This window comes from Algoriphagus persicinus (genome assembly GCF_035156415.1).
GTDB lineage: Bacteria > Bacteroidota > Bacteroidia > Cytophagales > Cyclobacteriaceae > Algoriphagus > Algoriphagus persicinus.
This window is the reverse complement of record NZ_JAYEEY010000001.1, coordinates 44,476-67,360: the sequence shown is the minus strand read 5'-3', so window position 1 is coordinate 67,360 and position 22,885 is coordinate 44,476. Positions and strand designations below refer to the sequence as shown.

Below are 22,885 nucleotides of genomic sequence, written 5' to 3'. Positions count from 1 at the left end.
TTATTAATGGACTACATTACATCAACTTTTCTATAGGCCTGGATTAATGCTTTTTCCCCTTCTACTCCAGGAGATGCATTCCCATGCTCCATACCCATTACACCCTTAAATCCTTTTTCATGGATGTATTTGAATACATTGCTATAATTGATTTCTCCGGTTCCTGGTTCCTTTCTGCCAGGATTATCTCCAATTTGTATATAGGCGATCTCATCCCAGGTCTTTTCCATAGTAGCGATAAGGTTGCCCTCATTACGCTGCATATGGTAGATATCATAAAGGATTTTACACGCAGGGCTGTCCACTGCTTTGCAAATCATATATGACTGATCAGCATGGCGAAGGAAAAGGTCTGGATTATCACTCAATGGTTCCATTACCATCACCAAACCCTCTTTTTCCAATACTTCAGCTCCACGTTTGTAGGCTTCAATGACATTGCCTGTCTGCACTCCCATGGGAAGATTTCTTTCGAAGTACCCTGGAACTACGGTCATCCATTTTGCACCCACACGCTTTGCTACTTCCACAGATTTCTTACAAGTATCTACAAATAAATCCTCATGCTCTTTTTTACCTGTGGTCAGCGCAGTCTTCCAGTTTTCACCTCCTTCTATGACAAATACACCCATTCTCATCCCTAGCGATTCAAGTGTTTTTCCAATAAGTGCCTGTTCTTCTACAGATCGGCCCAGCATTCCATTATCTTCTAAAGATCGAAAACCCTGATCCGCCATAAACTTCAATTCATCAACAATCCCGCCAGGGGCGGAATTTCTGAACATTCCGAAGTGTGGAGCAAAATCCATATTGAAAGTAGGCTCAGCTTTGCCTGCGGCAAATGAAGGCATACTCATCGCTCCAGAAACACCCAAAAGGGTGCTTCCTAAGCCAACTTTCTTAATAAAGCCTCTTCTTTCCATGATTAGATTACTTTAGTTTTACCAGGAATAGCATGAGGATAATACATATCTGCACCAGGCAATACTTTAGGCATTGCGTCCCAAGCTAGTGTCTCTGGCATCAAGTCAACTTGTCCATTCAAGGCTTCTTCGAACGTCAACGGTTTTCCGGAATAAGTAGCATATCTACCCATAATGGCAGTCATCGTACTATGTGCAGCATTTTGTGCATCTGCAAATTTATAATCGCCATTGAACAAGGTCGCCCAAAGCTGATCATGCTCTACTTGATATGGATTTGGTTGGTTTTTACGATCATGATCATAAAGCACATTGCCTTTCCAATCTTTCAGTGTACCGTAATTCCCTGCACTTAGGTAGGCAGTTCCTTTGGTTCCTTGGAAGCTTTCATCGACACGGTTTTGAGCTCCTGGGAAGTGTCGGCATTCACTGTGAATCACAGATCCATCAGCATAAGTATAAGTCAGGACGTGGTGATCAAAGATTTCTCCGTTTTCCTTACCCGTACGGATAAGTCTTCCGCCTGTACCTTCAGCTTTCACTGGTGGCCCTTGCTTCACCCAGTTTGCCACGTCAATATTGTGCACATGTTGCTCATTGATATGATCACCACACAGCCAATTGAAATAGTACCAGTTTCTCATTTGGTATTCCATCTCAGTCTGACCTGGCTGACGCTCTCTTACCCATACACCACCGTCATTCCAATAGACTTGACCATTGATGATATCTCCGATGTCGCCATTGTGAATGCGCTTGATAGTCTCGATATAATTGGCCTGATAATGTCTTTGGAGACCTACCACTACATTTAGTTTTTTAGCTTTGGCTTCTTCAGCAGCTTTCAATACTTTTCTGATACCTGCAGCATCTACTGCGACTGGCTTTTCCATAAAGATTTGCTTGCCTTGCTTTACAGCCTCCTCAAAATGCATAGGACGAAAGCCTGGAGGTGTAGCAAGAATAACTACATCTGCTTGTGCAATTGCATGCTTATAAGCATCAAAACCTACAAATTTCATTTCCTCAGAAACAGCAAGTTTATCTCCGTATTTCTCACTCAATGCCTTATGTGCATTATCTAAACGGTCTCTAAAGGCATCCGCCATAGCGACTATTTTGATATTATGCCCCGTTGCTAAAGCTTGGAAAGCAGCTCCAGTTCCACGGCCACCGCAGCCAATTAATGCAAGTTTCAATTCATTGACAGGAGCAGCATAGGCGCCCGGCAGTACAAAAGGTGATGTCATCAATCCGCCAGTAACCAGAGCGGATGTTTTGATGAAATCCCTACGGGTGTTTTCTATTTTCATGAGTATAGGTATTAAGGGTTAGTAATCGGTAATTGGTGCGGCTTGGTAATAAGCCATAATTTCTTCTGGGCTCGGAGGGATTTGAGGCCTCACAAGGCGAAGTCCTAAGAAAGGTGCTTCTGGAAACCACCATTGGCTTTTAGGAATCTGCGGATCGATTCGCTTCCAATGTGCAGAACTTACAAAGCGCTTGGTAGCACTTAATTCAGAAGCTTCTGTATCATAACTTCCACCACGCACTACTCTTGGATATAGTTCAGTGGATGGATTCGTGGGATTGTCAGATGGTGATGAAGTGTAGAATGCTGGGTCATATTGATCTGAAGTCCATTCTAATACATTGCCATAAATATCATAAAGACCCCAAGGGTTTGGCTTTTTTTCTCCTATTGGGTGAGTTTTCTCCTCGGAATTCTCTCTCGTCCAGGCATATTCTCCAAGCTTGGAAGGATCATCGCCGTAGAAGAATCTTGTTTTGGACCCAGCTTTAGCCGCATATTCCCATTCTGCCTCTGTAGGAAGTCTGTAGAAAATGCCAGTTTTCAGATAAAGCCAATGGCAAAACTGGATTGCTCCATATTGCGTCATGCCAATGGCTGGCTTTCCTTCCTTGCCCATCCCAAAAGTCATGTCCAAATATGGCATACTTGGTCTGGTCAATCCATCTACCACCTCGCCAATTGGCCCTACGGATATTGCTAGCTCGTAATTTTTATCTAAGAAAAGCTCGAAGGCATCCCAAGTTACTTCATGGATTCCCATCCAGAAAGGAGCAATTCTCACTTCATGGATTGGCTTTTCATCTTCAGTACTTTCTGAGCCCATCATGAATGTCCCTTCGGGAATTGGAGTCATTTGGAAAGTCACTTCAGTACCCGGAATCTTTTGTGTATAAGATTCAAAGTTGGTTTGATTGACATCAAAGCTCATCAGCATCATGGCGCCAATCACTAGGTATTTTGTGTTCGTTTTAAACATGTTCAAAGAAAAATCTTTAGCATTAAATATAGTAGTATTGGGGTTGTAATTTAGTCCGTTTTTGATGGAAGGAGTGAATAAATGTTCACCCTAGATTCATCCAAATATAGGAGTAACATGTCTTTGCCTGTTATAATTTTTCGAACAGTTCCATTGAGATTCAATCCGCTTTCAGCCTTGGTAGCATTGGTAAATCGCCCTTTGCCATCCCCAAGTAAAACAACTCCTTGGCTTGCATCATATTTACCGAAGTATAATTTACCATAGCCAATATTTCCTCCAAGTACCATATCCAAGTTTCCATCTCCATTCACATCTACAGCTTCTGAAGCATATACAGGAGAAAACTGTGCTTGAATAGGAAGTACTTTTGCTTCAAATTTTCCAGCAGAATTCCTTCCAAAATATGTCGTCTCAAGTCGATTAACGTAAATTGTGCCAGTACCCTCTCTCTCCAGTGGGGTAAATAGCTCATCCATCTTCACGGTAGCAAAAGATTTAAAGTCCAGATATCTCTTTTTGAGAAAAAGCACCTGACCCAAAATTTCATCTCTACTGGACGCAGGGTATTTTTCACCTTGAATGTAATATCCCAAAAATGCATCAATAGAACCATTACCATCAAAATCCTTGTATAAAATCTCTGCAGGCTCAGTGGTACTTGCTTGGATTTGTGAATTGGTACCCAAGTTTCCTGCCAATATCTCCAGATTCCCATCTGCGTCCCAATCTGCCAATGTTAAATCATTCCAAAAACCAAATTCATGCTTCTCGAAGTAATTAAGTGTACTTTCTTGCCAAGTGCCATTTTGAAATGAAAAAACCTGAATAGGCATCGCTTCACCAAGCACGATCAATTCCGGTTTACCATCCTGATCCAGATCAGCCAGACCAGAGTCAGTCAACATACCCAAATTGACAAATGTCGGCGCAAGTTGCTTCGTCTGATCAGTGAAATTCCCTTTGCCATCATTAATCCAAATTCTACCTCCAAGTGAAGTTGGGAATTGGCCAGGATTGATTCTGGCACCCACAAATAAGTCGGGACTACCATCAAAATTAAGATCAGCTACCTGTACTGTACCTGTTGGAAATGCTTCATTTGGAAGAGCGTCAGTAGTTAGCGTGAAATTGCCTTTTCCATCATTTAAATAGAGCCGATCCAGTAATGCCTCATCGCCAACATTGAAATCATATACACCACCACTTGCAACATAGAGATCCAAAAACCCATCACCGTTTGCATCTAAGGCTAGGGCATCTGTATCCTCGGATCTTGCAGCCGATGCGAAAACGCTGGCATTCTGCTTAACAAATGATCCAATAGAACTTTGTGTATAAAATAAAGCGCTCGCATTAGAACCAGCTCCGACAAACAAATCTTCACGGCCATCACCGGTAAAATCTTCGAAAACCATTGCTTTGCCATTTCCAGAAACAGGGTTGATCAGCAAGGGCTGTCTTTTGTAATCATTGAATTCTCTGCCTTGTTCTGTACTTAATTCTGATTTTTTACTTAGGAATGTGTCGAAATTCTGTGGTCTTTTAACAGGTGTTTTTGTTCCGTTACTTTCGCTAAGTTCTAATGTTTGATTTGTAGCAATAGTATATTCCTTACTTGTAGTACCTCCTGGCCAAGTGACTATCAGGGAGTCAATTTCTTTAAAATCGCCTAATCCAAAATGCAGGGTAGTTGACACTGAAGACTGGTATCCGCGATACGGATTTTGCTCCAAGACCTGCATGGTCTCTCCAGCATATACTTCTATTTTAGCACCTAAAGCTGAAGAATTCGATCCAGATCCTGAAAGCTTCAGATTTAAATAATTTCCACCTTGCTGTTGCACTGATTGATTCTGGTAGATAGAAGCCGGGGAATTAATGTTATTGATGATAAGATCAAGATCCCCATCATTGTCAAGATCACTATATGCGGCACCACTGCTATTTGCTACTTGGTTGATTCCCCAGAAGCTGGTTTGATTCTGGAAAGTAAGGTCGCCGTTATTTTGAAAAATATAATTGGTCAAATTCGAAGAGGGCATATTTTTCACCATATTCAATAAGTCCTCACGCTTAAGCTTCCCACCAGAAGTACGAACATAATTGTCCATGTATTTCAAAAAGTCCTGATTGTTGTAATCTCTAAGATATCCGTTGGTGACAAATAGATCTTTCAAGCCGTCATTATTAAAATCAGCAAAAAGAGAAGCCCAGCTCCAATCAGTGTTTGACAAGCCGGACATCTGTCCGATTTCTTGAAAAGTACCATCACCGGAATTCAGATGTAGCATATTTCGCATGTATTGGTGATGGAAGCCCTTGCTCACATTCAGTTCAAAAAGCTCGAAATTATCTGGGGCAAGAAGTAGCTTTTGTCGTTCATTTCCTTCGGGAAGCATGTCCAGCGTGAAAATATCCAGAAAGCCATCATTATTGAAATCGGCAATATCATTTCCCATAGAGAAATGAGAAGTATGCCCCAGGCGCGCTAGGATTTCATCTTTGAAGGTGCCGTCTTTCTGATTGATATATAGGTAATCTGGCATAGAATAATCATTGCCGATGTAAATGTCCGGCCAGCCGTCTTGATTAATATCAGCCACAGCTACACCTAGCCCATAAGATAGACTGGAGCTTGAGATACCTGCGTCCAGTGTAACCTCTACGAATTTTCCATTTCTATTTTCAAAAAGCTGAGAGCCTGCCTCATGCTTTTCTTTCAGTAATACTTTGGTCAAATTCACATCCTGATTTTGAATAGATTTGGTATTATGATTTAGGATAAAAAGATCCAAGTCTCCGTCTAGATCGTAGTCAAAAAAGCTCGCCGATGTACTTGGGGCATTCGAAGCGATTCCGTATTCCTCAGCCATTTCCTTAAAAAGCGGAACGCCATTTTCATCATTTCCTTGATTGACAAAAAGTTCGTTGGTCCGTTTCTCAGTTGGTAAATTACCTGAGTAACACTGATAAATGTCTAATTTTTTGTCGCCGTTGATATCGACGAAAACTACTCCGGTCTTCCAAGGACCAGGTCTTCCGGTAGCTCCGGAAGTTTGAGCTGTTTCTTTGAATTTGAGCTCACCCTGATTAAGGTAAAGCTGATTGCCACTTACATTGGCAGAAAAATATATATCATCTAACCCATCACCATTTAGATCCCCCACTGCCACGCCCCCACCATTGTAGAGATATTCGTACATGAGCACGTTGAGGTTAAGCGTCTCTTCTATTTTATTGGAAAAAGTGATTCCCGATTGTTCAGGCGTCAATAGAGTAAAGAGCGGCGGGGAGGTAGATGTAGCTGGATTGTCTGCTTGACGTGACGTGTCTGTTTCTGAGCAAGACATCATCAATACACTGAGTCCCAATATTGATATGAGATTTCTTTTAGTCATACGTTAAAATAATCTAAGCCACCCCAAATGGAATGGCTTAGATCAAATTTATAAGAATACTTGCTTTATTCTATTCCAGGATTTTGAACTAGTGCTGCATTCCTGTTTATCTCATCCCTATGGATTGGAACGAAATACATTTTATCCAACCAAGTTCTGTTTTCCTTTCCTGGATCAATAGGCTGAACTTTATAGACATAATTATAGATCTCAGGATCATATCGATAAGTAGAAAGCGTTTTGCCTGATTTAAGTGTACCAGTAATATTTATGATATTCGCTTTACGACCTAACGTCTCCTCTGCTATCATCCATCTACGGGTATCATGATACCTTTGCTCCTCATAGGACATTTCGATGCGTCGCTCATTTCTATAGCGAGCCACCAATTCATCACCACTTTCAGTAATAGCTGGCTGGCCTACGCGGAATCTAATTTTATTTAGCCAGGTTCTGGCTTCATCTTCCTGACCAAGTTCAAGAGATGCTTCCACGTAGTTTAATACTGCTTCAGTGTATCTTAAGATAGGCCATGGCACTTCTTGCCAGGTATTTTGATCTACAATCGCAGGGTCAGCGTCAACGAATTTTCGCGTATAATATCCAGTATAGCTACCATTCCAGTCTTCAATAGAACTATTTCTAGTATCTAATCCGAAGTGAGTCACCTTAGTACCTGAGGCATCAGTTACTTCATAAGTACCTGATTGGATTTGTCCCAAAGGATCCTTTGGTTGATTTGCTGAGGATCTTGGTTTCCATTGTGCTCCATCATAAAGAATTGATGCGTAGAATCGGGCATCTCTGTCTTCATAAGGGGCAGAAGCATGGGCTGGGTTTGTCCAGTCAAACCTAGAACCATCCATCATCTCATAGTCATCTACCAGTAACTGCACAGGACTATTTCCAGCCCAGTTGTTATAGCCATTTGGTCCATTGAAAAGACCCTGACGTCCACCATTTTCTCGCTTTGCGCTGATAAAATATCTTCCCAGAATGATTTCCTTTTCGCCGCCATTTCTAGCCATGGAATTGTTTATATAATTTTGGATACCAACTTCATGAGCAACAGGCTCAGTTAAATCTAAATTATTTCCACTCGCCATATTCAATACTACCTTAGCAGCATCTTGTGCTTTCTGCCATCTTTCAGTTCTATTACCACTAGCGTAAGCTATTAAATCAAGGTTAGGATAAGAAGACAAAAGGGAGGAATTAGCACTGGCTGTTGGGCCATCATGCAAATCACTCGCTGCGTATAGCAGTACTCTAGATTTCAAAGCCAAAGCGGCAAGCTGACTTGCTCTACCATTTACTTTAGACTTACCTTCCAGCAAAGCTGCTGCGTCTGTAAGGTCTTTTACAATGAAATTAATGGTCTCTTCCCATGTTGCTCTAGCTATATCATAACTTTCTTCGCCCAGTTCATAGGGACTATCTACGATAGGAACTCCACCGTAGTATCTAGCTAACTGTTGGTAATAGTAAGCTCTCATGAACTTAGCCTCACCTAACAATTTGTCTACTATACCACCATCATTTGAGAATTGCGGATCTGATAGGTTTTCGATTGCAATATTTGTTCTACGAATGTACCTGTACATATTGCCCCAACTATACGTATTATTTACCCATCCTTGATCGGCAGAGTTTACTCTTGCCTCCGTTATGTTGGTAATGCCACGGCCTGGGTGCGTAAATATTGCCTCATCTGTTAAGGAAGCAAGCCTTTGCTCGTCAAATCCCCCATTACCAAATCCTTGGTAGGTACCTATTACAAACGCTTCTGCTAAAGCAGGGTCACTCCATACTGCCGATTGGGATATCTCACCAAGCGGCTCAGTATTTAGGAAATCATTGTTACAGCTTGCAATTGTTAAGCTTGCTGCAACTAATATTACTAATTGTTTTATATTTCTTTTCATTATTTCGTATTAGTTAAAATGAAACAGAAAGACCGGTGTTGAGTACCCTAGCTTGAGGATAATACTGTCCAGTAGAAGCATCAGACTCAGGATCATATACTTTCGACTTACTCCATGTGATCAAGTTCAATCCATTCACGTAAAAACGTGCATTCTTAATTCCGATTTTCTCGGTAAGATGAGGAGGAATATTGTATCCTATTTCCACGTTTTTCAATCTTAAGTAATCAGAACTTCTAAACCAGTATGTATTTCCTCCAGAGTAATACTGATCATTTCTATTTGCAATTCTTGGATCAGTGCTGCTAGGGTTGTCTATAGTCCATCTATTGTCATAGATGTCAGATAGGTAGTTACCAATATTTCCAGACTCTCCTGCACTTATATATTGTCTTGCTCCCAGTGCTCCTTGAAGCAATACTGACACATCGAATCCTTTCCAGTTTGCTGTCAAATTAATACCACCTTGGAATAACGGGATGGTATTATTGTCCAGACGAACTCTATCATCAGGAGTGATTTTACCATCACCATCGTAATCTTTGTACTTCATATCACCAGGACGTAGTGAGTTGGTAATGGATGAGTAGTCAATAGTTTCAGCATCGATTGATTGCTGATCTGGGAATACCCCATCATACTGATAAACCAATCCTGTTCCCATTGGTCTGCCAGTTGACATCTGCCACTCAGGAGCTCCTGGGGATTCATCCCAGAACAAAATGCTGTTTTTAGCATAGCCTCCGTTTACACTGGCAGAATACTGGAATTCTCCTTTGCCACCCCTAACACCAAGATTCAAGTCAAATCCTTTGTTTTCCACTTCTCCGATGTTTTCGGCAGGAAGTGAAAGTCCCGTTGTCTGAGGGACTGAAGCATTTCTTTGCCAAAGGATATTTGTACGCTTGTTATAAAACAAATCAAACTCGAAGAATACTTTTCCTTGAAGAAACTGACCCTCAAAACCTAAGTTAGAGTTATTGGCAACTTCCCAAGTAATAGCTCTATTAGGAACTCTAGTTTCAAAAAGCGTTTTGGTTTCAGCACCACCAACGATATAAGAGCTAAAGCCATAGGTAGATAAGAACTGGTATTCACCAATCTGATCGTTACCTAATTGACCCCAAGATCCTCTGATCTTAAAGAAGTCAAATGTTTTTCCAATTGAATTCTTCCAGAAGCTTTCTTCAGAAACGACCCATCCTAGCATCAACCCAGGGAAGAAACCAAATCGGGTATCTTCAGGGAAGATATACGAACCATCGTATCGCCACAGGAATTCTGCCAAATACTTCTCTTTGTAGTTGTAGGCCACTCTACCAAAGTAGTTCAGACGAGCTCTGTTGAAAGCTCCGCCACTATTATCCTTTTGTATGTCACCACCTGCAAACATTTGGTCAATCGCTGTAGAAATAAAGAACCTTCTGTAAGCACTGAAGCCATTTCCCTCAATTGTTTCTCTGTTTACACCCGCTACCACATTTACAGTATGGACATCATTAAAGGTCTTGTCATAATTTAAAACCCCTCCTAATAAGATGTTCAATTGTTGACTAGTAGATTCATTTAGGTTTGGTTCCGCTGGACCTCTTTTACTTGGCACTAGTACTGGAGTGACTCCATCTGCTTCGAAGCCATTGCCTTTTTCATACAAGGTCCAAGGAATTTGCCATCTTTTAGTAGCGCGGATATATTTATCAATTGCTGCTGTACCGGTAAATTTCAAACCTTCCACTCCAGGGATTTTGATTTCCAAGTTACCTGTAGTCTGAATGTAGTCACGCTTATCATGATCATATCCAGTTTGGTTGGTAGTAATTACCACTGGGTTTTGTCCGTTTTCTATATCCGGTCCTGGCTTACCATTTGGCCAGTATGCCGGCTGGTTAGGCTTTCCTCTCATCTGCATACGGAAAATTGCCCCGGCACCTACGGTTGGGAAGAATCTAAATTCCTCTCTTGCTAAAATACCTAAGCCAACTTTCATATACTTATTGATATTAGCATCCAAGTTGATACGGAAGTCATACTGCTTATAGCCTGTTGCTGCATCCTTGTAGTAGGCATCCTGATTTTGGTAACCCAAAGAAGTCAAGTACTTCACATTCTCGCTACCACCTACTAGCTGTAGATTGTATCTGCTTTGGGGAGACCAAGTTTTAAGTGTTTCGCCATACCAATCGGTGTTTGGATAATTCCATTGATCAGAACCGTTTTTATACAATTCGATCTCCTCAGGTGTATAAGGAGCAGATCTTACCTGACCATTTGGTCTGGTGTATTCTCCATTCTGCTTGTATGCTTCATTGGCTGCAGCCCATTCGGATGTTGGCAGTTCATAGATATTTAAATCATTGAGCGCATTTGCATATTCAGCTGCATTTGCCAATTTAGGAAGTAATGCAGGCTGTGCAAATCCCTGATTTACTTGGAAAGTCAACTCAGGAGCACCGGTAGTACCTCTTTTAGTCGTAACTAGAATTACACCGTTTGCAGCTCTAGATCCGTAGATCGCAGCAGAAGCATCTTTCAATACCGAAATACTCTCGATATCATTTGGGTTAAGTCTTTCCAGACCACCTGCTCTAGCAGGAATACCATCGATTACAACCAATGCACTATTGTTACCTAGTGTATTGGAACCACGAATTCGAATCCCTGAACCATCATAACCAGGCTCTCCACTTCTGTTTACCGCTACCACACCCGCCATACGACCGGCAATGGAGTTTGAAAGGTTCATAGCAGGAGACTTGGCCAGTTCCTTACCTTTCACAGTGGCTACTGAACCAGTAATCGTCTCTTTCTTCTGCTCACCATAACCTACCACAATTACTTCTTGAAGTGATTTAGTATCAGGTAATAAGGTGAGATCAAATGTAGACTGAGAACCAATAGGCACTTCCATAGGTGTGAAACCTATAAAAGACAATACTAGTACATCTGATGGTCCGGAAACATTGAGGGCAAACTTACCGTCGATGTCAGTGACGGTACCATTTGTTGTGCCTTTCACTAAGATCGACACACCAGGCAGAGGCAAATTATCCTCTCCTGAAATTACCACACCAGACACCTCCCGGGTCTGTGCGAATGCAGTGCTAAACAGTCCTAGACAAATAATTATCGTCATGCTGAATAGCTTAAAATGAGTAAAGTTTCTCATTGGCATAGGGGTTTAGAATTAATTAATAAAGTTTAACAATTCAATTTCCGCCTATGTATTTGCAATACCAAACTGTTTTTTGCTAATAATTGACTGAATTTTGACAGATATGGGGTGTAACTACACTCTTAACCGTACAAAATAGTATTATTTCGAGAATAATTGAATAATTTTTATGAAAGCAGAAGTATTGGAATGGTCAGAAAACCGCAAAAAATGACCTCCATTTCCATTGCAATCGATAGCTATAATCGATTGACAACTGATTTTTTTGGAATTTTCAAAGACCACATTCCTCTCAAATTTCCCAACTCAAATTCTCTTGCCAAATCTTTCGGATAAAGAGAATCTATCTTACTTAAAACACCTGAGTTTATACCATTTTTTGTATCTCCATGACAAGCCAAACAAAATTCTGAGGAAATGACAATTGCCTTAGTATAGAGCAAAATTTCTCCACCTTCTATTTTCTGAATATTGGGTGTATTTTCAATTCCGTTTTCTGCATTATATTCATAAGCGTCTAGGATTGGAGCTTCATCCTCAGTAGGCAGATTATTTTGATTTCTAGCTCGGTAAGTAGTTCGTCTAATAGCAACCCCATATTTATCACTTAATACCTTAATAATAGGAGCAGCATTTACATTGCAAAAATCCAGAGCTCCTACAAATCCTTTTTCATCTACAGCCTGATGAAGACTTGCCATGAGTTGTTGCTGTGCTTCACTACTAATGGAGTCTCCCCAGAGCATAGCTTCTTGGGTGATTTGAGCTTCAGAAAGTTTCTTAGCCTCCATAGCGTTATTCACCTCGTCAAATACACTCTTGGAAATACGCTCTTGAGGGCCACATGCCACAAATAAAAAAGCAAAGATTAGAATATAAATGAAGTGCTTCATGAATTTAGGTGTTTTGGAATAGATAAAACTACTCATCATTACGCAGATTTACCGAAACTCTCCTAATCTTAACTAGGTAATGTCCCGAAATGGATCCTATCCTTTTGAGAAGACTTTAAATCGAGGATGACGCAGATCGTCACACAAATGGATGATTATCCTCAGAGCGATATTCCATGTGCCCTACGAAAAATAATTAATCACATGAAATCGAGCATGGCGCAAGCGACACACAGCCGGATGAATATAAACTGCGAGATTCCATTTGACCACTGAAAAACAATTATAAACAGATGAAATAACTTATTTTTGTTTACTTCAACTATTCACATGCAAAAATCTTTCTGTCTATTTTTAATCGGGTTGATGCTTAGCACTCAGCTTTTTTCCCAAACCTGGGCCAGAATGCAAAGCTGGGGCCTTGATCTTGAATCTATCACTTGGATAGATGATAAGTTGGGTTTCTGTGTAGGTGAAAATCTTATTATCCGAACATCTGATGGAGGGAGCACCTGGGAAGAGCTTAGGGTAAGTTTTGAAGGAAAATTATTGGATGTTGCCTTTTGGGATCAAAATACAGGAGTGGCTGTGGGTGAGAATGGGCTAATTCTTAAAACGCACGATTCAGGTACTACCTGGACTCAAAAGCCTGCAGGTACTACGCAATCTCTTAAAAGCGTAGAAATCTCCTCTGAAAACCGCATTTTAGCTACTTCAGCTGGAGGAGAAATACTGCTTTCTATCAATCAAGGTGATACCTGGTCAAAACTCTCTTCTGGGACAAACCAAAGTTTGAACGACATAAGCTTTATCAATTCCGATACAGCCTACATCGCAGGGCATCAAGGGGTGATTTTGAGAAGCTACGATGGAGGAAATCAATGGATCGCATTGAATTCAGGACAATCATTAAATCTATTTGGAATTGCTTTTTCTACCCCGCTTATAGGCTACACGGTAGGAGAAGGAGGAATCATCCTGAAAACCCTAGATGGTGGAGAGACTTGGCTACCTCAGACTTCTCCGGTGACTACTGACTTAATGAAAGTCTCCATCAGTCCACTGGACATTCGTATAGTCACGATAGTAGGTGAAATGGCGACCGCCCTTCGATCAACAAATTCTGGAGTAACTTTTGGCAAAGCCAATCTAGGTGCTATTAATACGAGAGATCTTAACGCATTGGCATTTCATCCGGCAAGTAACCTTGTGTTTGCAGTGGGACAGGATGGCTATGGTATTTCCTCCACCAATGCAGGAAGCAGCTACAGCCAGCAACTGGCAGGAATCCGCAATGATTTTACAGGGACTGATTTCAAATCGGATCGGGTTGGTCACATTATTGGTCAGCAGGGAGCTGTATATGTTACCTCCAATGGGGCTACATCCCTTGTCCCAAGGCCAGTTCCTGAAGGAGTTGATTTGATAGGGTTAGATTATTGGAATACCGCATTTGGCTACGTGGGATCTTATTCAGGGAAAATGTATAGAACATCAAACAGTGGCTCTACGTGGGTTCCAGTATCTGCCCCAACTCCTGAAACTATTACCGGATTCTACCTTTTTGCTCCCTCTGTTCTCTATGTCACTGGTACCAATGGCTACATTGCTAGGTCTTTCGACTCTGGAGGAACTTGGGATGCTGCCGGCATTCAAACAAACACAACGGAAGACCTCAGAGACATCACTTACTTTGACTATCAGGTGGGATTCGCCCTAGGGGGCAATGGTCAAATCAGCTGGACAAATGGCGGGAATGTTTGGGAAAATCTCCCAAAATTGACTTCAGAAGATTTGAATGGACTTGCGAAGCTGGACTCCAATACAGCAGTGATAGTCGGTGACGCGGGAGTCATTCTCAAATCAGTGGACATGGCAAAGACCTGGCGAAAGATTGAGGTCCCATTTACAGAAAACCTGACTTCGGTGGACTTTTGGGATGCAAAGCTGGGATTTATCTCGGGAGAAAAGGGCCTAGTGCTACAGACCAAAGATGGAGGAGAATCCTGGGTACAGATTCCAAGCGGCACTAGTCGAAATCTTACCGGCATAAGTGTAGGAACTCCCACTGTGGCTTTTGCCGTAGGGGAAGACGGTACAATTTTGAAGTATGAATGCATCCCGCCCACATCACTGAGCGAGATTACTGGAGAGAATCAACTTTGCCTGACCCTCGGCAACTATTCTATTGCAAGTTCGGAGGTTCCAGGTGCCCAATTAGTCTGGCGTGCAGATGGTGGGGAGATTATCTCAGGCCAAGGAACTGGTCAGGTGGAGGTATTGTGGAAAAGGCCAGGGAGAAACGGAGTGTATGTAAGCATGGAAAATTTCTGCGGGAACGGCAAAACCTCCTCCCTAGAAGTAATCGTATCAGCTATTCCGGCTGCTAATGTGCAAATTGAAGGAAATGGCTCAGTTTGTTTAGAAGAAACTGAAATTTATTCAGTGCCAAATCAAGAGGGAGTAACCTACACTTGGGAGGCAAGCGTGGGGGAAGTGCTGGAAGGTCAAGGCACTTCACAAATCCGGATAAAATGGAATGTCACAGGCGATCAAGAGCTCCGGGTGATTCAAGAAAATGCTTGTGGAAAAGCCGCTACTGTACTTAAGCCAATAGTAGTAAATATGCCTCCGGATCAACCTGGAGAAATAGTAGGCGAAAACCAAACAGGGCTCTGGGAAACAGAATATGAGATTCCCGCACAGGAAGACGTGAATTTCAAATGGAGTATCTCAAATGAAGGTGGTACCATACTGCAGGGACAGGGCTCTGAAAAGATAATAGTACTTTGGGAAAAAGAAGGTGATTTTCAACTTACCGTCACTCCTGAAAATGAATGTAATGAGGGTGAAGCTAGAATCCTGAATGTAAATGTCAATATAATCACCGGCCTACCGGAAAAAGAAGATTTAAGCGTGCGTGTATTTCCAAACCCATCCTCAGGAACTGTCAAGCTGCAATTAGGAGCCGGCAATTATACTAGGCTCCAAGTCATCAATGCTTTTGGGCAAGTCATTCAGTCAGTAGATCTGAGCAATGAAGCTAAGGAAGTCACCTTAGAGCACTTATCAAGAGGATTGAATTTAATCCAGCTTTTTACTGATTCAAGTGTGGTAGTAAGAAAAGTGGTTGTGAATTAATAGGTAAAATGCAGATAATTACTGCTCTCCGCGAATATTTACATATTGGAATAGGTCTCCTACCGTAGTGTTTTTCACAAAGGCTTTTTTCAAAATAGCTTCCGGAAAATAGCCTGCTTTCTCCAGGACATTCATGGATTGTCCGTTGAAATCATAGACTTGGGCAAAGATGCGCTCAATGTCAAATTTCTCAAAAATATACTTGGTATATAGTTTTACTGCTTCAGTGGCGATTCCCTTTCCCCAAAAAGGCTCCCCAATCCAGAAACCCAACTCCATATTAGTGCGGAGCTCATCCTTTCCTCTTTCTGAACCTACAGATCCAGCCAATCTTCCTTCAAACTCTACTGCAAAGTTTTGGGGTGGATTAAATTTCTGATTATGTTCAATCCAGTGGCGCGCATCATGAATTGTATAAGGTTGAGGATAACTATCCTTCAGGTTCATTGCAATCTTGGGATTATTGGCCAAAGGATAGAGTTGATGAAAATGAGCCTCATTCCAGGTCACTAGTCGTATTTCTCTTTCTCCGGTAATAATCATAAAAGTCTGAGGGTTATTTATTCAAGTTAATAGGCTAATCGCAGAATCAATAAAATTCTAAAGGATTTTATGCAATTGACCGGCCTATTCTTCTAATCCGCTGTTGTTCATACTATCAAGGTTTTCAGCAAATCTCAAGGCGGATATAAAATCCTCAATGTGTCCATCCATTACCTCGGGGAGATTATACACAGTTTTATTGATCCTATGATCTGTCACTCTTGATTGTGGGTAGTTGTAGGTACGTATCTTGTCTGATCTATCTCCAGAGCCTACCATGGACTTGCGTTGTGCGCCTACAGCGTCATTGTGTTTTGCCAGTTCGATTTCGTATAGTCGAGATCGCAATACTTTGAGTGCTTTCTCAAAGTTTTTGATCTGCGACTTCTCATCCTGACAGGTCACTATTAGTCCTGAGGGCTCATGCGTCAATCGTACTGCAGAGTAGGTGGTGTTCACCGATTGTCCACCAGGCCCAGAGGAGCAATAGGTGTCTTTTCGCACATCGTTCATGTCGATGTTTACCTCTACTTCATCCATCTCTGGCAATACCGCCACAGATGCTGCTGAGGTATGAACTCTTCCTTGGGATTCGGTAGCAGGTACACGCTGTACACGATGTACGCCAGACTCGTATTTCATCCTACCATACACATCATCTCCTCCCGAAATCGTGGCAATGATTTCCTTATATCCTCCTGCAGAACCGAAGGTCAAATCCAATACCGTAAGTTTTAAATTCTGCATTTCGCAGAAGCGCTCGTACATGCGAAATAGGTCTCCGGCAAAAATAGATGCTTCATCACCACCGGCTCCACCCCTGATTTCCAGAATACAATCTTTGGCATCATTGGGATCCTTGGGGATTAGCAATAGCTTTAATTCATTTTCAAGCTCCTCTTTCCTAGGTCTAAGCTCATCCAGTTCAGCTTTGGCCATTTCCCTGAAATCATGCTCTTTTTCCTTATCCAGAACCTCCTTGGAACTTACAATATTTTGCAATACTAGACTGTACTCGTCATAGACCTTTACAATTTTCTCTAAATCTTTATATTCTTTATTGAGCTTAGCATATTTGCTCATATCAGCCATGGATTCAGGCAGAACTATTAATTGACCTACTTCTTCGAAGCGCTCTTTTATTGAATGTAATTTGTCCAGCATAGTTTTTTAATCGCTGCGCAAAAGTAGGCAAATTAATCGGGAGGCTGAATAGCCAGTTTAACTATATAATAGAATAGCCAGTAGCACTTTTACTAGCAATTTCGTCCTGAGGATATGAAACAAGCTAAAATTATACTTTTTGGAATTGGTCTTGTCTGTATTCTTGGATGCGAAGAGGAAAAACCCATTACTACCTGCATCGACGAGAGTAAAATCATAGATATAGCATGTACCTATATATACTCTCCTGTTTGTGGCTGCAATGGTTTGACATATGGGAATTCCTGCGAAGCCGAGAGCGCAGGTGTCAAATCCTGGGTGGAAGGAAAATGCAATTAAAAAAAAGGCTGCCCTTTTTGGACAGCCTATATATGTTATTCTACGGTTACCGATTTCGCCAAATTCCTCGGCTGATCTACGTTACATCCTCGCATCACAGCTATATGGTAAGAGAGCAATTGCAGCGGAATAACTGCTACTAGTGGCGCAAATGCTTCATGAGTTTCAGGGATTTCGATCACATGATCTGCAATTGCCTTCACCTGAGTATCTCCTTCTGTGACTACTGCAATCACTTTCCCTTTTCTAGCTTTCACTTCCTGGATGTTACTGACCACTTTTTCGTAAGAACTGTCTTTGGTAGCAATAAAGAAAACTGGCATTTCCTCATCTATCAAAGCGATCGGGCCATGCTTCATCTCGGCTGCTGGATATCCCTCTGCATGAATGTAGGAGATTTCCTTCAGCTTCAAGGCTCCTTCCAGAGCGACTGGGAAATTGTACCCTCTGCCTAGGTAAAGGGCATTTCTTACATCTTTATACTCCTCAGCTATATACTTTATCGCCTCATTTGATTTCAATGCTTGCTCTACTTTTCCTGGAATTGCCTCTAATTCATGTAGAAGCTGTATGTACTTACTTTCTGGCAAAGTACCTCTTTGGTAGCCTAGCTTCAGTGCCATCATGGCCAGTACTGAAATCTGGGCAGTAAATGCCTTGGTAGAAGCAACTCCGATCTCTGGTCCAGCATGGGTATAGGAGCCTGCGTGTGTAGCTCTTGGAATGGATGATCCTACCACGTTACACACCCCAAAAATCGTGGCACCTTTGGATTTAGCAAGCTCGATAGCTGCTAAGGTATCTGCCGTCTCGCCAGATTGTGAGATGGCGATAATGAAGTCTTTTTCTCCCACGACAGGATTTCTATATCTGAATTCTGAAGCGTATTCTACTTCTACCGGTACGCGGGCAAATTCCTCAAATAAATATTCCGCTACTAACCCGGCATGCCAAGAAGTACCACAAGCTGTGATAATGATACGCTCTGCATTTTGGAATTTATTCATGTAATCTCGCAAACCACCTAGAACCAGACGGCCTGACTTTGCATCTAAGCGACCTCTTAAGCAATCCGCAATTGATTTTGGCTGCTCATAGATTTCTTTAAGCATGAAATGATCGTAACCACCTTTCTCGATGGCTTCCAGTTCCATTTCCAGTTGATTGATGTAGGGATTGGTTTCTACATTCTCAATGGTTTTTATTTGAAGGCGATTGTTTCGGATTACAGCTATTTCAAAGTCGTCTAAATAAATAACCTTGTTGGTGTATTCGATAATTGGAGTAGCGTCAGAAGCTAAGAAATATTCGTCTTCTCCTACTCCAATCACCAATGGAGAACCTTTTCTGGCGGCAATCAGTGTGTCGGGTTCTTCCTTATTGATTATTACAATGGCATATGCTCCTACGACTTTGTGTAGAGCAAGCCGAAGCGCTTCCTCCAGACTGCAATGATTATTCAGCTGAATGTCCTCTATGAATTTGATAAAAACTTCTGTGTCTGTATCCGACTGAAATGTGTAACCTTTCTTTTGAAGATCTTTCTTCAGTACCTCGTAGTTCTCAATGATTCCATTGTGGATCATTGCGATTTTTTCTGAGGAAGAGTAATGCGGATGTGCATTGGTATCATTTGGCTCACCATGTGTTGCCCAGCGTGTATGTCCAATACCGATTTTTGATCCCAAATCAGAGGAGTTCTCAAGATGCTTTTCTAATTCGGATACTTTTCCCTTCTTTTTGTAGATACTTAGGCCATTGGTATCCAACAAGGCAACACCTGCGCTATCGTAGCCTCGGTATTCTAATCTTCTAAGTCCTTTGATAATAATAGGCAAAGCTTCTTGCTGTCCCACATATGCTACAATTCCACACATAATTAAAAATTCTTACTGTTGATTTGAACTTCTGCAAAGAAACAGCTTTCATGCCAAAAAAAATAATCCACTTCCATTAATTCAGAAAGTGGATTATTAGAACTTTATCGAAATCGATTGTATTACCTAGAACGGGAGTAAATCACTTTTACTTTTACTTTATTTTTATCAACCACAAATTGGCTTAGCGACTTTTTTAAATCAGCTCCATAAAGTAACCAGTCTTTTCTAATAAGCTGACCTCTGAACAATGCATTGACATGTGAGGTAATAAGTTCGTTATAAACTTTGGATTCCGTATCGTAGAGCAAACTGGCTGGAGAATTTGTATTCGGGATCCTATCGCCATTCTCATCTGTATATACCTGTGGAGATCCATCAGCCTGTACGCTTAATGAGATACCAGTACTAGAAGTTAAGATTTGATTGTTTGAATCAGTGAAAAACATGGTCATAAAAGAAGGTACTTTTTCGGTTGCTGCATGCGCCTCTATTACTCCAATCTCAAGCTTAACTTGGTTAAATGTAACGCCGGAAAGTGTATCCAAAAATGCATCAAAAGGGCTAGTATCTAATTTGATTACCATTCCAAGACCTGACTTCATCCCTACAAAGGGGCCTACATCATAAGATTTTTTAACTTCTGTGACTACTTCAGTTGGTGTACCGCTTCTATCACTTTTGAGGCCATTGAAGCTTCTGGAGGATGCGGTAGTGATATTGTATAGCGTAGAACTAGTATCTCCCTCATAATGATAATATACCTTCATGCCAGTAGCGCTACCCACACTGATTCCAACAGAGGCATTATCTCCCTCTCTTGCTTTCACTGCAATACCGGGAAAATAATCCCGAAAGGTGAATAGATCCTTGAATTCAGTTCCAAATTGCATCTTGCTGAAAAGTTCTTCTGCAAATTCCTCTTCAACCTGGAAAGATGCTAGTGTGTCAGTCTCTTCTCCAAATACTATTTCTCCTGAGGAAATAGGACTCGAGTCATAAGAAAGCGCATCAAAATTGTAATACAAGGTGTCCAAAATTGGTTCTGCCAGCTTGTGAATTGAAAAATACTTTGGCTGATCCAAATTCGTCCCATCTATATTCACAATATTAAGATTGAAGAAAATAGAGTCAAATATGGCGTCTAAATCAGGTCTTTTTGCCCCTGAACTAATATACATTCTAGAATATCCTGTCGCAGATGTTTTCCCAAAGAAATCATCCTCTTCTTCTCCTACAAGAAGTACTGATTGATTCGTAGTGTTGAATGAATCCAGTAATACTACCTCAGCAGGGAGTACAAACTCCTCGAAAACTACACCGATTTGGTTGTTTCCGGGAGCAAGCTCTATGCCTACTGTGGCAGGATCACTGCAAGAACTGACAAGGAAAAGGGACATGATAGTCCCAAAGGCCAGATTAACCGGCGAGATTCGTGTAAATATCGAATAGCTCTTCGTGAGCTTGTGCTTCTGATTCTGCTTCAATGCTGATGTCAAACTTCTTGTCTTTTGAGAAATCCTCGATTAGTTGGTTTAATTCTGCGGAAACAACACCGCCTTTGACTACCAAGTCGGCATACTCCATGCCTATCTTGATAAATCCTGTAAAGTCTTTGCTTTTCAAAGGTGCTAAAATAGCGTCATCTATATCTACCATCTTAACCTTGTTTAACAAATCATCGCCAAAGGTATGAGAAAATCCGTTGTTGTAAATCGCAAATACAGATTTCGTGTCTTTAAATAAAGGCTCGCTTTTGTAAGTGGTCTTCAAATACATCGGGATTAAGCTGGTCATCCAGTCGTTGCAATGCACGATATCCGGAGCCCAACCAAGCTTTTTCACTGTTTCGATTACTCCCTTACAGAAGAAAATCGCACGCTCGTCATTGTCTTCGTAGAACTTCTGCTGCTTATCGTGGAAAACATGCTTACGCTGGAAGTAATCTTCATTATCGATGAAATATACCTGAAGTTTCGCATTGGGAATAGATGCTACTTTTATTACCAAAGGTTTCTCTTCTTCTCCTACCGCGATATTAATTCCTGACAATCTTACTACTTCGTGAAGTCTATTCTTTCGCTCGTTGATCAGGCCAAATCTAGGCACCAAAATTCTGATCTCCATGCCGCGCTCTTGCATAGCTTGAGGAAGGGATCTTAAGAAATTGGCTACTTCTGATGTTTGGAGAAAAGGGTTGATTTCACTGGCAACGTAGAGGATACGTAATTTAGACATGCTTATTGGATTTTATGTTGAAGGTGAAAAAACAACTCCGCAAAGATAATAAAAAAAGCCTTATCAGCCTTGTTTTGTTGAATAATAATATACATTTGCCCCTATTTACCCATTCTAAACCCTCTACCAGTGCACGTAGTATTTACTGGAGCCGATTGGCACAAATACTGGCTTATATCCATTAAAAGCGATAAATCCATAGGTTTAGTCCCCACGATGGGAGCACTGCATGAAGGTCATCTCGACCTGGTAAGAAAAGCCAAATCAGAATCTGATATTGTCGTCGTTTCTATCTTTGTAAACCCTACGCAATTCAATAACCAGGAAGATTTTGAAAACTATCCGAATACGTTAGAAAAGGATTTAGATAAACTTAAGAATGAAAAAGTTGACTTTGTTTTTATTCCTAAAATAGAATCCATCTACCCTGAAAAGCCAAAATTAAGTATAAATTTCGGGGGCCTTGAAACTGATTTGGAAGGTGCCTTTCGCCCAGGTCATTTCAATGGGGTAGGGCTTGTTGTTTCTAAATTATTCAATATCATCAAACCGAACAGAGCATATTTCGGCCAAAAAGATCTCCAACAAACGGGAATTATAAGACGACTTGTCGAAGACTTGTCTCTGGGCGTGGAACTGGTAGTCGTACCTACTCGAAGAGAAGAGGATGGGCTAGCAATGTCGTCAAGAAACTTACGCCTCACCCCCGAAGAAAGACATCAGGCTTTGATTTTAATTCACAGCTTGAGAAAGGCGAAACAGGAACTTTTGTCCAAGAGGTCTTGGTTTGAGGTGCAGAATCAAATCAAACGCGATTTTGAGGAAATACCATTGGCTAGTTTGGAATACTTCGAACTGATTCATCCTGAAAGCTTTACGAGTTATACCGATTTTGACCCAAATCAAAAATCGACAATTTGCGTAGCAGCTTACCTAGGAAAAATCAGATTAATCGACAACCTTCCAATTATTCCTTAA

Annotated in this window: 15 protein-coding genes; 3 read left to right on the top strand and 12 right to left on the bottom strand. The window is 41.3% G+C overall.

Annotation, left to right across the window (positions count from 1 at the left end):
• Positions 1-11: 11 nt before the first annotated feature.
• From U3A58_RS00255 to U3A58_RS00225, 7 genes are all read right to left on the bottom strand, one after another.
• Positions 12-923, bottom strand: a complete 912-nt coding sequence (locus U3A58_RS00255; RefSeq protein WP_323821366.1) for a hydroxypyruvate isomerase family protein — start codon at positions 921-923, stop codon at positions 12-14.
• Positions 924-925: 2 nt separating this feature from the next.
• A complete protein-coding gene (locus U3A58_RS00250) occupies positions 926-2,236 on the bottom strand; it encodes a Gfo/Idh/MocA family protein (RefSeq protein WP_323821365.1) in 1,311 nt (436 codons plus the stop codon).
• A gap of 18 nt (positions 2,237-2,254) precedes the next feature.
• Positions 2,255-3,214, bottom strand: a complete 960-nt coding sequence (locus U3A58_RS00245; RefSeq protein ID WP_416377268.1) for a formylglycine-generating enzyme family protein — start codon at positions 3,212-3,214, stop codon at positions 2,255-2,257.
• A gap of 50 nt (positions 3,215-3,264) precedes the next feature.
• Positions 3,265-6,615, bottom strand: coding sequence for a VCBS repeat-containing protein (locus U3A58_RS00240; RefSeq protein WP_323821364.1), 3,351 nt, complete (start codon positions 6,613-6,615; stop codon positions 3,265-3,267).
• Positions 6,616-6,680: 65 nt separating this feature from the next.
• Positions 6,681-8,540: a RagB/SusD family nutrient uptake outer membrane protein gene (locus U3A58_RS00235; protein ID WP_323821363.1), complete on the bottom strand. Its 1,860-nt coding sequence runs from the start codon at positions 8,538-8,540 to the stop codon at positions 6,681-6,683.
• Between the two features lie 13 nt (positions 8,541-8,553).
• Positions 8,554-11,706 carry a SusC/RagA family TonB-linked outer membrane protein gene (locus tag U3A58_RS00230; RefSeq protein WP_323821362.1) on the bottom strand — a complete coding sequence of 1,051 codons (3,153 nt, stop codon included), beginning with the start codon at positions 11,704-11,706 and terminating at the stop codon, positions 8,554-8,556.
• Between the two features lie 245 nt (positions 11,707-11,951).
• Entirely contained in the window at positions 11,952-12,605 is a 654-nt protein-coding gene (locus U3A58_RS00225) for a Tll0287-like domain-containing protein (protein WP_323821361.1), read from the bottom strand.
• A gap of 405 nt (positions 12,606-13,010) precedes the next feature.
• Here U3A58_RS00225 and U3A58_RS00220 point away from each other — a divergent pair, with 405 nt between their 5' ends.
• Positions 13,011-15,746 (top strand): YCF48-related protein, encoded by a 2,736-nt coding sequence (locus U3A58_RS00220; protein WP_323821360.1) that lies wholly within the window; start codon positions 13,011-13,013, stop codon positions 15,744-15,746.
• Positions 15,747-15,764: 18 nt separating this feature from the next.
• Here the strand turns inward: U3A58_RS00220 and U3A58_RS00215 are convergent, their stop codons facing one another.
• Together U3A58_RS00215 and prfA are read right to left on the bottom strand one after the other, a co-directional pair.
• Positions 15,765-16,289, bottom strand: a complete 525-nt coding sequence (locus U3A58_RS00215) for a GNAT family N-acetyltransferase (protein WP_323821359.1) — start codon at positions 16,287-16,289, stop codon at positions 15,765-15,767.
• An 84-nt stretch (positions 16,290-16,373) separates the two neighbouring features.
• The gene (gene prfA / locus U3A58_RS00210; protein ID WP_323821358.1) at positions 16,374-17,453 is read right to left on the bottom strand and encodes a peptide chain release factor 1; all 1,080 of its coding nucleotides are present in this window, start codon (positions 17,451-17,453) and stop codon (positions 16,374-16,376) included.
• 114 nt (positions 17,454-17,567) lie between these two features.
• Between prfA and U3A58_RS00205 the strand changes: the two genes are divergently transcribed.
• The gene (locus U3A58_RS00205) at positions 17,568-17,792 is read left to right on the top strand and encodes a Kazal-type serine protease inhibitor family protein (protein WP_323821357.1); all 225 of its coding nucleotides are present in this window, start codon (positions 17,568-17,570) and stop codon (positions 17,790-17,792) included.
• A gap of 35 nt (positions 17,793-17,827) precedes the next feature.
• Here U3A58_RS00205 and glmS read toward each other — a convergent pair whose 3' ends face one another.
• From glmS to U3A58_RS00190, 3 genes are all read right to left on the bottom strand, one after another.
• Complete coding sequence (gene glmS, locus U3A58_RS00200; protein ID WP_323821356.1) at positions 17,828-19,669, bottom strand: glutamine--fructose-6-phosphate transaminase (isomerizing); 1,842 nt, start codon at positions 19,667-19,669, stop codon at positions 17,828-17,830.
• 122 nt (positions 19,670-19,791) lie between these two features.
• Positions 19,792-21,069 (bottom strand): DUF4270 family protein, encoded by a 1,278-nt coding sequence (locus tag U3A58_RS00195; protein WP_323821355.1) that lies wholly within the window; start codon positions 21,067-21,069, stop codon positions 19,792-19,794.
• A 19-nt stretch (positions 21,070-21,088) separates the two neighbouring features.
• Complete coding sequence (locus U3A58_RS00190) at positions 21,089-21,907, bottom strand: glycogen/starch synthase (RefSeq protein ID WP_146914643.1); 819 nt, start codon at positions 21,905-21,907, stop codon at positions 21,089-21,091.
• Between the two features lie 129 nt (positions 21,908-22,036).
• On the opposite strand from U3A58_RS00190, the gene panC reads away from it, so the two are divergent.
• A complete protein-coding gene (gene panC / locus U3A58_RS00185) occupies positions 22,037-22,885 on the top strand; it encodes a pantoate--beta-alanine ligase (RefSeq protein WP_323821354.1) in 849 nt (282 codons plus the stop codon).

Coding starts and splice junctions, on each gene's coding strand:
- U3A58_RS00245 (WP_416377268.1), bottom strand. CDS start 3,214: ATGTTTAAAACGAACACAAAATACCTAGTGATTGGCGCCATGATGCTG.
- U3A58_RS00195 (WP_323821355.1), bottom strand. CDS start 21,069: ATGTCCCTTTTCCTTGTCAGTTCTTGCAGTGATCCTGCCACAGTAGGC.
- U3A58_RS00255 (WP_323821366.1), bottom strand. CDS start 923: ATGGAAAGAAGAGGCTTTATTAAGAAAGTTGGCTTAGGAAGCACCCTT.
- U3A58_RS00240 (WP_323821364.1), bottom strand. CDS start 6,615: ATGACTAAAAGAAATCTCATATCAATATTGGGACTCAGTGTATTGATG.
- U3A58_RS00235 (WP_323821363.1), bottom strand. CDS start 8,540: ATGAAAAGAAATATAAAACAATTAGTAATATTAGTTGCAGCAAGCTTA.
- U3A58_RS00215 (WP_323821359.1), bottom strand. CDS start 16,289: ATGATTATTACCGGAGAAAGAGAAATACGACTAGTGACCTGGAATGAG.
- prfA (WP_323821358.1), bottom strand. CDS start 17,453: ATGCTGGACAAATTACATTCAATAAAAGAGCGCTTCGAAGAAGTAGGT.
- glmS (WP_323821356.1), bottom strand. CDS start 19,669: ATGTGTGGAATTGTAGCATATGTGGGACAGCAAGAAGCTTTGCCTATT.
- U3A58_RS00205 (WP_323821357.1), top strand. CDS start 17,568: ATGAAACAAGCTAAAATTATACTTTTTGGAATTGGTCTTGTCTGTATT.
- U3A58_RS00225 (WP_323821361.1), bottom strand. CDS start 12,605: ATGAAGCACTTCATTTATATTCTAATCTTTGCTTTTTTATTTGTGGCA.
- U3A58_RS00220 (WP_323821360.1), top strand. CDS start 13,011: ATGCAAAGCTGGGGCCTTGATCTTGAATCTATCACTTGGATAGATGAT.
- U3A58_RS00250 (WP_323821365.1), bottom strand. CDS start 2,236: ATGAAAATAGAAAACACCCGTAGGGATTTCATCAAAACATCCGCTCTG.
- U3A58_RS00230 (WP_323821362.1), bottom strand. CDS start 11,706: ATGAGAAACTTTACTCATTTTAAGCTATTCAGCATGACGATAATTATT.
- U3A58_RS00190 (WP_146914643.1), bottom strand. CDS start 21,907: ATGTCTAAATTACGTATCCTCTACGTTGCCAGTGAAATCAACCCTTTT.